This is a genomic window from Acidaminobacter sp. JC074, from assembly GCF_022496765.1.
Classification (GTDB): Bacteria; Bacillota; Clostridia; order Peptostreptococcales; family Acidaminobacteraceae; genus JABXKX01.
In genome coordinates this window covers 84,404-96,333 of sequence record NZ_VANV01000008.1, presented here as the reverse complement: position 1 = coordinate 96,333, position 11,930 = coordinate 84,404, and the positions used below count along the sequence as shown (strand labels likewise).

General features: G+C 33.9%; 11 protein-coding genes. 3 read left to right on the top strand and 8 right to left on the bottom strand.

Features of this window, described 5'->3' with window-relative positions; translation table 11 throughout:
* Window positions 1–152: 152 nt before the first annotated feature.
* From EZV73_RS09885 to EZV73_RS09860, 6 genes are all read right to left on the bottom strand, one after another.
* Entirely contained in the window at window positions 153–1,148 is a 996-nt protein-coding gene (locus EZV73_RS09885) for a DnaA/Hda family protein (protein ID WP_240840135.1), read from the bottom strand.
* Window positions 1,149–1,154: 6 nt separating this feature from the next.
* On the bottom strand, window positions 1,155–1,580 hold the full coding sequence (locus EZV73_RS09880) for a hypothetical protein (RefSeq protein WP_240840134.1): 426 nt from the start codon (window positions 1,578–1,580) through the stop codon (window positions 1,155–1,157).
* Window positions 1,573–3,456, bottom strand: a complete 1,884-nt coding sequence (locus EZV73_RS09875; protein ID WP_240840133.1) for an S-layer homology domain-containing protein — start codon at window positions 3,454–3,456, stop codon at window positions 1,573–1,575. Before EZV73_RS09875 ends, EZV73_RS09880 begins: the two co-directional genes overlap by 8 nt.
* Complete coding sequence (locus EZV73_RS09870; protein ID WP_240840132.1) at window positions 3,453–5,093, bottom strand: AAA family ATPase; 1,641 nt, start codon at window positions 5,091–5,093, stop codon at window positions 3,453–3,455. The genes EZV73_RS09875 and EZV73_RS09870 overlap by 4 nt, the downstream gene beginning before the upstream one ends.
* 119 nt (window positions 5,094–5,212) lie before the next feature.
* The gene (locus tag EZV73_RS09865; RefSeq protein WP_240840131.1) at window positions 5,213–6,190 is read right to left on the bottom strand and encodes a YafY family protein; all 978 of its coding nucleotides are present in this window, start codon (window positions 6,188–6,190) and stop codon (window positions 5,213–5,215) included.
* A gap of 32 nt (window positions 6,191–6,222) precedes the next feature.
* Window positions 6,223–7,611, bottom strand: coding sequence for a PLP-dependent aminotransferase family protein (locus EZV73_RS09860; RefSeq protein WP_240840130.1), 1,389 nt, complete (start codon window positions 7,609–7,611; stop codon window positions 6,223–6,225).
* A gap of 87 nt (window positions 7,612–7,698) precedes the next feature.
* On the opposite strand from EZV73_RS09860, the gene EZV73_RS09855 reads away from it, so the two are divergent.
* The 3 genes from EZV73_RS09855 (at window position 7,699) to EZV73_RS09845 (ending at window position 10,674) form a co-directional block, all read left to right on the top strand.
* Window positions 7,699–9,093 (top strand): aminotransferase class V-fold PLP-dependent enzyme, encoded by a 1,395-nt coding sequence (locus tag EZV73_RS09855; RefSeq protein WP_240840129.1) that lies wholly within the window; start codon window positions 7,699–7,701, stop codon window positions 9,091–9,093.
* Between the two features lie 9 nt (window positions 9,094–9,102).
* Window positions 9,103–10,017, top strand: a complete 915-nt coding sequence (locus tag EZV73_RS09850) for an NAD-dependent epimerase/dehydratase family protein (protein WP_240840128.1) — start codon at window positions 9,103–9,105, stop codon at window positions 10,015–10,017.
* Window positions 10,018–10,164: 147 nt separating this feature from the next.
* Window positions 10,165–10,674 (top strand): hypothetical protein, encoded by a 510-nt coding sequence (locus EZV73_RS09845; protein ID WP_240840127.1) that lies wholly within the window; start codon window positions 10,165–10,167, stop codon window positions 10,672–10,674.
* Window positions 10,675–10,704: 30 nt separating this feature from the next.
* On the opposite strand, the gene pepI is transcribed toward EZV73_RS09845, so the two are convergent.
* Both pepI and EZV73_RS09835 read right to left on the bottom strand, forming a co-directional pair.
* Window positions 10,705–11,592, bottom strand: a complete 888-nt coding sequence (pepI, locus tag EZV73_RS09840) for a proline iminopeptidase (protein ID WP_240840126.1) — start codon at window positions 11,590–11,592, stop codon at window positions 10,705–10,707.
* Window positions 11,593–11,619: 27 nt separating this feature from the next.
* Entirely contained in the window at window positions 11,620–11,919 is a 300-nt protein-coding gene (locus EZV73_RS09835; protein WP_240840125.1) for a hypothetical protein, read from the bottom strand.
* Window positions 11,920–11,930: the final 11 nt, after the last annotated feature.

The window sequence follows — 11,930 nt, the reverse complement described above, 5'->3', positions numbered from 1 at the left end:
AATAGTGTTTGCAAATCCATTTACTTATTAAAAGTTTATATCACTTTATTATAATCTATTCTTTTAAACTAATAAACAAAGCATCCATAATAAGGCTACTCTTTTATTATAGTTAAAGGTAGCGTATTCATTATAGTGCAAACTGCACAATATCATATATCCCAAATCTTATACTTAAAGTATTTATAAACTAAGTTCTCTTTTGTCACCTCTAATAGCTTCATTTCATTCACAAAGCCCTTTATTTTAATAAATGAAATATCTTTCTTTACGATCTCTTCTCTAAAGCTTTTCTGAAATTCTTTGCTTAGATTAAAGTTTTTCAAAAGGTAGGTCATTTTTATACTGTCATCTTGTTTGTTCAAATGAAGTCTGACACTTGATAATATTCTGCTTTCCAGGTTTTGATCCAGCATGTTTAAATTACTTAGCTCAATTGATGATGATAAAATTATTACTTTATTATTTCTAATCATTTTGTCTATCAAATCTACTAATATTTGCTGAGTGCGTTCCTTACCATTGATGAAGTGAATATCATCAATTAAGAGGATATCTACTCCATTCAATAGAGACATAACAGTTTTATCCTGTCCGTTCTTAACTCCCAATATTATTTCATTCATCAGATCTACAAGATTCAGGAACAAGACAACTTTTTCTTTTTCAGATTCTAAATCTCTTGTTAAAGCATTTAAGAGATGAGTTTTACCTGTACCAGAGTCTCCATATAGATAGACTATATAGCCAAAAGGTTCTTTATTTTCTCCAATCTTTCTTATAACATCAAACGCATACTTATTAGAGTCACCTACTATAAAGTTTTGAAAACTATTCTTAGGATTAGATTTATGTTGATCGTACAACCTGAGCATCTGATGACTTATACTATGTTTACTGCTTAAGGCCAAAATGTATTTGATGTCATAGACTTTGTTATAAACCTGTATCATTTGCTCATTAATCAGTGAAAAATACCTATCTTGTAACATATCCTTTTGATCTTCATTTTTAACCTCTAAGTAGAGTGTGTTTCCTTCAAAAAGAAATGGTCTAATAGTTTCTATACATAATTTATACTCTAAATAGGACATGAATACGCTTAGGTTCTCTTTGACTTTATTAAAGCTTTTTAGTTCCTCATCCATAACTTTCTACCTTTCTATAAACAATGGGCTCCTAACTAGTTTTCTATTGTCAAAACTGATATGTGAAACTAAAGACTTCTTTAAGATACGAGTATTGCATCCCTTCTGGATTTTTAAGACACTTGTACTAATAATATGATAAATCAGATAATCTTCTTCTTCTTTAGCACTGGAATGCATAAGATAGTGAAGGCATTCATCTACCTCTATCGGATCAAAGCCATCTACAATCATCATGACAGCTTCCTCAAGAAAATCATAACACTCTAAAGACTTGATATTTGGTTTATAAAGAGCTTCTTCTAAAGCTAATAGTCCTTCATTTTTCCCTATTTCGTGGAGGCTAATCATCACATTAATGACAACGACAAGTTCATTTAAAACATCCAGATCTGCAGCCTCATTTATCTTTCTAATAATTTTATCAATCATGGTCTTCTCCTTTTATCTTACTTAAGTTTATCTCTGCTTCTAAGCCCAGTGCATTCATCACTCTAAAGGTATTTTCATCATCTTTTAAGGCAAGTGCGTAATAGTACAGATAATAGTCGTCGTTTACAGACGAGCGACTTGTTTGCTGTATTTTCTCACCATTTAAAAAGGCATTTAAATCATCACTTGTTTGAACACTGACATAGTAGGTTTCTTCGTCAACACTTAGAATTTCTATACTAGGTACAGGAGGCATGTACTCAATCGATATCTCTTTTGATTCAATCTTGCCGTTTGTATTAACTTCTATTATAAAAGTATTGTCACCTGGCTTTAGATCAAGCTTCATTTGATACTTTTTTTCAGACCTATCACCAGAGAAACTTGTCAGGTGATTATGATATTCTCCATTTAAGTAAAGCGAAAAATCTTCTTGTGATTCATTGATACAAGTAAACTCCAAGTAAATCCTATCCTTACTTGTAGAAGATGGATAAGTCAAGTCAAGAATCTCAGTACTAGAAAGTTGATAGTCTACAGTAAAGGATTCCTCAGACTGGACACCATATTTGTTAACAGCTGTCAGATGAAATTCATTATCTCCCTCTTTAAGCTCATAAATCTTAGAGAAGTGTCCTCCTGATACACTTACAGGTTTTTGATTGATGTAAAGTTTGACACCATTATCAAGTTTATCTTTTACCATACCTGACAAGGTAAACTTCTTCTGTGTGGTTTGGTCAAATACATTATAAATAGATATCTCTGGTCCAGTCGGGTTAAAGGTAACGATTTTTCCCTTTTTATGTCTAACACCAAAAGGGTCAACCATTTCAAAACTAAAACTGTTTTCACCCACTTCAAGCTTTAACTTCTTATCCCAATTACCATCACCTTTTATGTAGACAGATTCATTATTAATGTAAATCGAATGTTCATAATTAAAGTTGAATATAGACCCTCTGGCATATATTTCATCCGTTTCTGAACGTTCATCTAAAACAATATCAAAGTATCCTTCAGGTAGTTTATAAGTCACTTGTCTAAGGTCTTTTTTGATACGACCATCCGGCATCTTAGAGATGATTTCTATATCATAGTCTCCCTCTCCATGATCAAAATGATAGATTCCTGAAAAAGTCCCCTTGTTATTGGTTACAGAATAACCGTTTACACTTACGTCAGCATCTGGATGTGTTTTACCAACCACAACAACTTTGTCAAATGGTGTTTCTTTTGGCAGTTCAACTTCTAATACAAACTTCTGTGAGAAATTGGACTGCTTTAAAGCTTTATGAAGCAGTATGGCAATTTCAGCTCTTGTAATAGGATTTTGCGGTCTAAAAGTATTATCTTCATAGCCAGATATCAAATGCTCATTAACTGCAGTTGCAATATAAGGTCTCATATTTCTAGATATTTCATCTGTATCAGTAAAAGCTAAAGATACATTAGTCTCGTTATCTAAGTTTAAGGCTCTAATTAATGCAACCGTTACATCCTCCCTGCTTGTATAGATACCTGGCTGGTAAAAAGGCTTACCTCCATATGGATAATAACCTGTTAAATAATCTTTTGAAGCTTCTATATAGTCAAAAGACCACCTGTCTGGCGTTACATCAGAAAACGTTGGCAAGTAACTGTCACTAGATAAACCAAACACTTTACTTAACATAACTGCGAACTCCTCACGTGTCACATGTTCATCGGGCTTAAACTCTCTACTTTCATACCCTGATAAGACTTGCATTTCCTTTAGCAGTTTGATTTCATCATAAGCCCAGTGTTCTTCTGATAAATCAACAAAGCCTGTATCCTCTGCATATACAAAAGACACCATCATAAGCATTACAAGTATACAAATTATCTTCTTCATACTGACCTCCTAAATCCAATGACTTTATCATGAGCTTTTTCATGATAGGGTTTAATAAAATCTTTTACTTTTAAGTTTTTAATTGATTTTGTATCATTTGTCTCATAAATCCTATAAGCATATGTCTCCTTAACCGACTCAAAGATTTGTCTTACATGACGACCATTTTTCATGGTATCTTCTAGCGTTTCAAAATAATCATGTAAGTTTTCTACTAGGCTCTCTTCATATTTAAAACCTTCTTTATCACACATGGATTCAAATATCAAACACATTTCATGTGATGAATAGGCATCAAAAATGATATGGTGGTTGATACGACCTTTCAGTCCTTCGTTCATGGTCATCATTTTTTCCATGGGCTTTTTATAACCTGCAAAGATTGTAACAAAGTCATGTCGATGATCTTCCATATGTTTGGTAATTGTATTAATGGCTTCAATACCATAATCTCTTCCTTCACCATACAAACTGTAGGCTTCATCTATAAAAAGCACACCGCCTTGAGACTTCTTTAATATATTACTGGTCTTAAGGGCTGTTTGACCAACATAGCCACCAACCAGTTGTCCCCTGTCCACCTCTACAGTATGACCTTTTGATAAAAGTCCTAGCTTGTAAAAATAAGAGGATAAGAGCCTTGCTACTGTTGTCTTACCTGTACCTGGTCCACCCATAAAAGCGAAGTGATTTGAAATAGATTCACCAGAATCATGGTGAATTTGGTTGACATATTGATGGACAAGAATTCTTTTTACAGTCTCCTTCATCTTATTTAGACCAATCATTTGATTAAGTTCTTTCATGGTTTCATCAATAACATGTTTTTCAAGAACCTGAGTCACAGCATCTTTTTTCTGGCTTATTCTAAAATGAAAATCCTCATTCTCTATATCTTTTACATCATCAGTCTCAAGTATATAGGCATGACGATTGTTCACTTTAAAAAGGTCTTTAACCTTATGCCTGTCAAAAAAATCATTTTCCTTATCAATTATAAGAATCTTACCAACATCATAGTTTTTAAAAATCATTATTTCTGCATCAAATCTATTCAAGTTGTGTTTAAAGATTAAACGATGTTTGGTGAAATAATTCTTTACAAACAAGTAGAACAAAGCTTTCTTAAAATAATCAGACATGTTGTCCTTTTTCATCACTATCGAAAAAGTTGGTAGTACTTTTAAAAGATGATCTGGGCCAAGTCTTTTCAGCATAGAACGTATCAATCTGTAATATCTTAAATGGGGATGTCTTAAATCTGATTCTAATCGTCTCAACCTATTGTAATGGTTTTCTTTGATCACATAGGCAGCCTCACTTTTTTTTATAGGCTTCATACTTATTTGTCTAATCGATTCATGATTTCTTAAAATATCATTCTTCTTTTTTCTGCCCTGTAATGTTGATAAGGTTTTTCTTACCATTTCACTAACAGCAGATTCCTCGATAGGATTACTAGTCTTTACAATCATCTCAATTGATCCTCTAGGTGAAATACTTAGTAACTCTCCCCTTTTAATCTCAGTAGACTTAAAACTATTAAAAACATACATAATGTAAAAATCATCATCACGGATAAACTCCAAATAATCAAAATAAAGTCTTTCAATACCTACATTTACTCTATAATACATTTGACCTCCTTTATTTATTCGCCGATTTATTTAGTTTTCAAAGAACAAGTTTATATATACTGTATCAAACTCAGTGACCATATACGTGTCACTATTTATTCGAAATAAAAAAATATCAACTAATCAGTTGATATCTTCTTATACATCTCTTTAATTAAATGATCCATCCTATCTTTGACTTTCTTTGGTCCAAGCACAGTACAATCTGGACCATATTTTAAACAGAGTTCTTGTATCTTGTAATCACCTCGAATATCGGCTTCATATATTAAACGGTCTCCCATAGGTTCCATTCTATGAACGATACCAACTGGATTTTCTGTAATCCCTTGTATGGCTTCATTTTTCAACTCAAGTTTTACTCTGGCTTGCATCTGTTTGTCATCTATCAATCCCAACTCGTCAATGACACTAGAAAGATTATACTTTGGATCTCGCCAGAAAGTTTCATTTGTAACTTCAATTTCTACAAAACGATTGAGTTTATAAGCTATCGTCATATGAAGCTTATTGCTAAAGGTTACACAGTACCAGTTGCCATCTACTCTAACCAAATCATAGGGATTAATCATTTTTTTAGAAAGCTCATCATCTTTTAAGTGATTATTTTTTATTGACCTATACTTAGCCTCTATTTTATATCCATATACAACAGCAAGACGCAGTTTTGTATAAAAATCATTTAACTCAACACTGGATTTCATTTCTGAATGTGTTTGAATCACATCTAAGTTAGATTCTAGCTCTTCTTTGTCAAAGCTTGCAATTATTTTAGTTAAAGCAGAAAAAGTATCTTTCGATCCTACATTTGCCTTATCTAAATTAACGATTTTATGAAGATCATAAAGGGCAAGTTTTTCATCCTTGGTTAGATTAGGTTGATAAAGGGTGCAATCTGACTCGAGTTTATAACCACCGCCTGTATTTTTTTTAGATAGTATACTATAACCTGCATCATGAATTTCATTTTTATAATTGCGCACATTCCTAGTCGTTTTTTCTTCTAGAAATTCACTGATCTCTAATAAACTTTTGTATTCATGTTTGTGAGCTTGTAGATAACCAAGCATTTTAATTGATTGCGTTGTACGACTCATAATTTATCCTTTCATCATTTGCACTGTATAACTCATTTATACGTTTTACCAAAGTCATCTAAACACTCTTTAAGGTGTTCCAGTGACTTCTTAAGCTCTTCTATATTATTAGAGTTCGATAAGGAAATCCTTATGCCCTTTTTATGGTTTGACTCACTTGCAATAAATCGCTCAGATGCAAACACTTTGATATCTTTTTTCAACAGGTAGCCTTCTATATCAAATTCACCTAAGTCATTTAAATTTATATAACGATACATAAAACACTTGTCCTCTTTGTTGGTGATTTCAAACACTTCATCAAATATCCGATTTCTGTTTTTTAATTCATCTAATCTGATTTCTAATATCTCATCTAGTTTTTCAGAAGACTGAAGAGAGGCAATCATCTCTGTTGTAATGGATGAAGCCATAAAGATAACATTAGACATTGTAAGCTCTATTTGATGAATATCAGCCTTTTTAGGCATGAGCAAGTAGGCAATTCTAAATCCAGGGTTTAAAAGTTTAGACAAACTATTAATATGATAAGTAAAGTCACCTGCAAGCTGGTATAGAGTTGGCAATGATAAATCTGTTGAAAACCTAAACTCACTGTCTTCTATGCAGACCAGTTGATGTTCTAATATAACATCTGCAAGTTCTCTTCTTCTTTTTAAGGTCATAACCCGTGTAGTTGGATTATGACAATCTGGAATTAAATAGATGCCTTTTACAGGATATTTAGGCAATAAGTCCTGAATAGTATCCATCCTTATACCTTCTTCATCGCTTTCTACAGCAAGTAAATGAATGCCCAGTTGTTTACAAGTACTTAAGACACCTACATAGGTCATGTGGTCTACAATAAGATAGTCCCCTCTGTTAAACTCAGCCATTAAGACAACAAAAAGTGCATTCTGTGCTCCAGATGTTATAACGATTTTTTCAGGGATAGCTTCAATTTTTAACTTACTTAACCATTTAGCAGCAATGTATCTATGTTTAAGCCCACCCGAAACATTGGCATACTGATACATATAAGCCCTATCAAAATGAGGCATCAGCTGATTGATATCATCTATCAATCTGTCATTTGTACAGTATAAGGGATGAAGCATACCAAGATCATGCTGGCATGATTCATGGCCTTCAAAAATATAGGAAGGAATCCCTGATGAGTTGCTGACAAAGGTCCCCTTTCCAACTACTCCATGGATTATGCCTTTGCTTTCACAGTACTTATAAGCTTTAGTAACCGTAGAAAGATTAATTTCAAAGTAATCTGCAATCAATCTTTGTGGCGGTAATTTGTCTCCAGTTTTAAGTAATCCTTTTTCAATATCCTCTTTTATGCTCTCAGCAATCTGTCTATAAAGGCCCTTCTGACTTTTATCGATTCTTGGTAGCCATTCTATTTGATGACCATAATACTCAACCATTTTCTCTCCTTTGTATGCCATACAATACAACTATTGTACCACTCATATTTTCATTATAGACTTAAGATAAACAGAAAGGAAGGCACTATGGAAAAATATATCAGTCCTATTATGGATAAAATACGAAAACAAGATATCTCTGAAACATTAGAACAAGCTAAGATATATGCACAAGTCTACCACGAATCTATTACGGATAGACGGGTCTATCCTACTGAACATGCCATTGCTGATTTAAATATCCTAGATACACCACTTAATGACAATCCAGAGGAACCAATGGAGATTTTAAAGCTACTGAACAAATACGGCTCACCTGCAACAGTCGCTCAAACAGGTGGCAGATACTTTGGCTTTGTATGCGGTTCCATTATTCCATCTTCACTGCCAACAAAATGGTTAGCAGATACCTGGGATCAAAATCCTGCTATGTTTGTCTTATCTCCAATTGCATCTAAAATAGAGTCTATTGTCGAAAAATGGCTTCTTGATTTACTTGGCCTGCCTGACCAATCTCGAGTAGGTTATGTTAGTGGCTCTTCAACAGCTACACTGGTTGGTATATGTGCGGCAAGAAACTATCTTCTCAGTAAAAAAGGATATGACCCTATTAGACAAGGTTTAAATGAACTACCAAGAATTAAAGTGATTGTCGGTGCAGGTGCTCATTCTACTGTTTACAAGGCCCTCTCTCTTGCTGGACTTGGGTCAGATATGGTAAGGACAATTCCTGCAGATGATCAAGGACGCATGCAAGCCGAACTTTTAGAGGATATTGACGATTTAACGCTGATTATTGCCCAAGCAGGTCACGTCTCTTCAGGGGCATTTGATCCTATGGAAAAGATTTTTGAAAAGGCAAAGAATACAGGGGCATGGATCCATGTTGATGGTGCTTTTGGCTTATGGGCAATGGCAGATGAAAGATTTGCTGATTCTACTAAAGCCATTGAACTTGCAGATTCATGGTCGGTAGATGGTCATAAAACACTTAACGCACCCTATGACAATGGCATTGTTATATGCCGTCATGAAAGGTCTTTTGTAGAATCTATGCAGATGTCTGGATCTTACATCATAAAAAGTAAGGACCGAGATGGCATGATGTATAGCCCTGAAATGTCAAGAAGAGCTAGAGCCATTGACTTATGGTCTACCCTAAAAGGTTTAGGCAAACAAGGCATTGGTGAAATGGTTTATGAAATGCATATAAAGGCTGGATACTTTGCCAATAAACTCAGTCAAATCGGCTTTGAGATACTAAATCATATTCACTTTAATCAAATTATTGCAAGGTATCAATCTAATGAAGCTACCTTAAAGCTTATTGATGCCATTCAAAAGTCCGGTGTCATGTGGTTAGGTGGTGCTAAATGGATGAACAAAGATATCATGCGTATCAGTCTATGCTCCTATAAAACCACCTATGAAGATATAGATGTTTGTGTAGAAGAAATAGAAAGATTAATCGAAGAAATATAGGAGGCAATCATGAAAGTACTTATTATGGGTGGAACCAGTTTTGTCAGTAAAGTTGTTGCTATGACAGGTATTGACAAAGGCTATACAGTAGACATATTTACAAGAGGTAGTCATCCTCTTGACTATAAAGGTATCCATGAACATATTATAGGGGACAGAAGAAATCCTCACGATCTAAAAAAGCTCACTGGTGCTTATGATTATGTCATAGATGTAACGCCTTATTTTGAAAAAGATGTTCAGATGCTTTTAGATGCCATAGATACATCCAACTTAAAAAGATTTGTTATGTGCTCAACAGGTTCTGTTTACATCAACCTTGAACAAGGCAAGACAATTTATGAAGATCATCCAAGAGGCAAAGATCCTGTATATCCAAACGATTATGGCTATAATAAATATTTAGCGGAAGAATATTTACTTAAGCACCAGGTTCCTGTTACTATTTTCAGACCAACTTACATTTATGGTGAATTCAATGATATTTATAGAGATGCCTACTTGTTTGAATCTATTAAAAAAGGTGAAATCATCAGTTTAGAAGATAAGTGTCATGTACAATTTATTTACGTTCACGACCTAGCACAAGTTTTTTACAGCTGTTTAGATAATAAGGCTTCAATAAATAAAGCCTATAACCTTGCTCATGAAGATAAGATTAACTGGACCAGATGGATCAAAGCAGGTGAAAGAGCTGTTGGAAACAATGCGGTCATTAAAAGAATCACTGATGATGAGGCCTTCTCTAATGGACAAAAGTTTCCTTTTGCAAACATTGATTTATTCTTCGATACAAGCTCACTTAAAATAGATGGTCTATTCGTACCAAACACCAGTCTAGAAGATGGACTAAATAAGGGCTATAAATGGTATCAAACCGTTGATTTATCCTATGTAACAAAGCGTCGTTTTGACTTAGACTAAGAAGCTTTCAAGCTTCTTTTTTCTTTGAATAAAGTCCTTTCAACTTATTTAAAGATTTAGTTTAATCGTCAAGGGTAAATAATAAATAGTGACTACATTTTCATTACTAGTTATCCTCTCTTAGTAGTTCGCACAAAGGAGACAAATATGCGTGATAGCATCTTAGATTTCGTTGGATTTGAATTTATAACCAGCCATATAGGAAACGAAATAAGTAAGAGTAGAATACCTTCAAATGATTATTTACTAAAAAACTTGAAATTCAAGTTTCTTGATCATTTAGCAGAACTTTCAGATGAGGTGTTCAAGCAAAACTTTCAACCAAGTGAAGACTTGAAAAAGCAACTTCTGGATGAAGTCTTTCATGTTAAAGAGTTATATGCAAAAGAGTTTCCTGACTATAATCGGTTTTTAGCCTGCGCTTATCTATTTAAGGATGCCACTTATATATGCACCTTTGTTAAGGCTAAGACCGTCAAACAAGCACTTGGTCATTTAAAATCCTATGGCTTTACTGATGGAACTATATACGGCAACAAAGAAATATCAAATAATGACTGGATAAACTTTTGTGTCAAATACGTCATTCAACTATCCTTTAAGTACTATATGGTTATTACAGAACTTTATGTCAACGATGATCCATCCTCTATATAAAAAAGCTTGGCAAACCAAGCTTTTTTCATGTTACTTATCATTTTTATTGAGCCATTTAATTAATACTTTAATGTATTTATCATTCTCTTCTACAAAAGGCATATGTCTAGAGAACTGAAACAACTCCCACTCAGCATTTTTTATATTGTCATACATAACTTTTGCTATAAGTGGTGAAGATAAGTCTCTTTGGCCATTTGTAATAAGACAAGGTTCTTTAATTTCATGAAGTCTATCTGTAAACTCATAACCACTGAGCGTGCCAGTTGGTGTGAACTCATTCGGTCCCCAACCAGTTACATAGGCTAGCTTACCAGATACCTTCTTTCTTGTTAAGCATTCTGGAGAATCCTCTGTAATTGTAGGGCCACAGTGATTGTCCATAAAGACATCTAAAGCTTCTAGATAAGCAGGATTCTCATAATTCCCTGACTCCAGCGCTTCTTTTAATGCCGTCTGATGTTCTTCTGACATATACTTTATTCTTCTGTGTTGCTCTTCTTCCCATAACTTTGCTGATGATAAAGTAGAAGATAAGATATACGATGAAATACCTTTTGGCTTGTATTCTATGGCATACCATATAGCCTGCATACCACCCCATGATTGGCCGAGTAAGTGGATATCATCAAGGCCTAAATGTTGTCTTAGTGCGATTAATTCCTCTATCCAAGTTTCAGCATTAAAATATTCTTCATGTCCTTCTATGTAAGAATTACCACAACCTATCTGGTCGTACATAACAATCATTCTATTATCCATTTCAGACAGCCTATCAAGTGTCTCAAAATAGTTATGGGTAGATCCTGGTCCACCATGAAGTAAAACCAATGGTTTCTTTCCCTCTTTACTTTCACCTACAATTCTATAATAGGTCTTGTGGTTTTTAAACGGCATGTAGCCTTCTCTAATATTCATGTATTTCCCCCTATTTACATCATACCCCTAATAATCAGCCTTGTCATCATTTCTCTTTAAAACAAGGTATCTCCATACCAAAATAGAACTAAATACAACCTGTAGAAAAGCTATCACAGCCAAGTTTACATCTTGAGTAAATACTGAGTAAAAAGCTAATGTATTTCCAGCGAATAATATATAAGCTAGTAGATGTTTTTTTCTGTTAAATGATTTAGATTTACTTTTAAGTATTTCTGGAAAAGAAGATGCTATCCCCAAATAGGTCATGTATATACTCGCTACAATTACAAACATGCCCATTATTATCATGTATAATAACTCCATTGTTTACTCCA

Coding starts and splice junctions, on each gene's coding strand:
- EZV73_RS09885 (WP_240840135.1), bottom strand. CDS start 1,148: ATGGATGAGGAACTAAAAAGCTTTAATAAAGTCAAAGAGAACCTAAGC.
- EZV73_RS09880 (WP_240840134.1), bottom strand. CDS start 1,580: ATGATTGATAAAATTATTAGAAAGATAAATGAGGCTGCAGATCTGGAT.
- EZV73_RS09875 (WP_240840133.1), bottom strand. CDS start 3,456: ATGAAGAAGATAATTTGTATACTTGTAATGCTTATGATGGTGTCTTTT.
- EZV73_RS09870 (WP_240840132.1), bottom strand. CDS start 5,093: ATGTATTATAGAGTAAATGTAGGTATTGAAAGACTTTATTTTGATTAT.
- EZV73_RS09865 (WP_240840131.1), bottom strand. CDS start 6,190: ATGAGTCGTACAACGCAATCAATTAAAATGCTTGGTTATCTACAAGCT.
- EZV73_RS09860 (WP_240840130.1), bottom strand. CDS start 7,611: ATGGTTGAGTATTATGGTCATCAAATAGAATGGCTACCAAGAATCGAT.
- EZV73_RS09855 (WP_240840129.1), top strand. CDS start 7,699: ATGGAAAAATATATCAGTCCTATTATGGATAAAATACGAAAACAAGAT.
- EZV73_RS09850 (WP_240840128.1), top strand. CDS start 9,103: ATGAAAGTACTTATTATGGGTGGAACCAGTTTTGTCAGTAAAGTTGTT.
- EZV73_RS09845 (WP_240840127.1), top strand. CDS start 10,165: ATGCGTGATAGCATCTTAGATTTCGTTGGATTTGAATTTATAACCAGC.
- pepI (WP_240840126.1), bottom strand. CDS start 11,592: ATGAATATTAGAGAAGGCTACATGCCGTTTAAAAACCACAAGACCTAT.
- EZV73_RS09835 (WP_240840125.1), bottom strand. CDS start 11,919: ATGGAGTTATTATACATGATAATAATGGGCATGTTTGTAATTGTAGCG.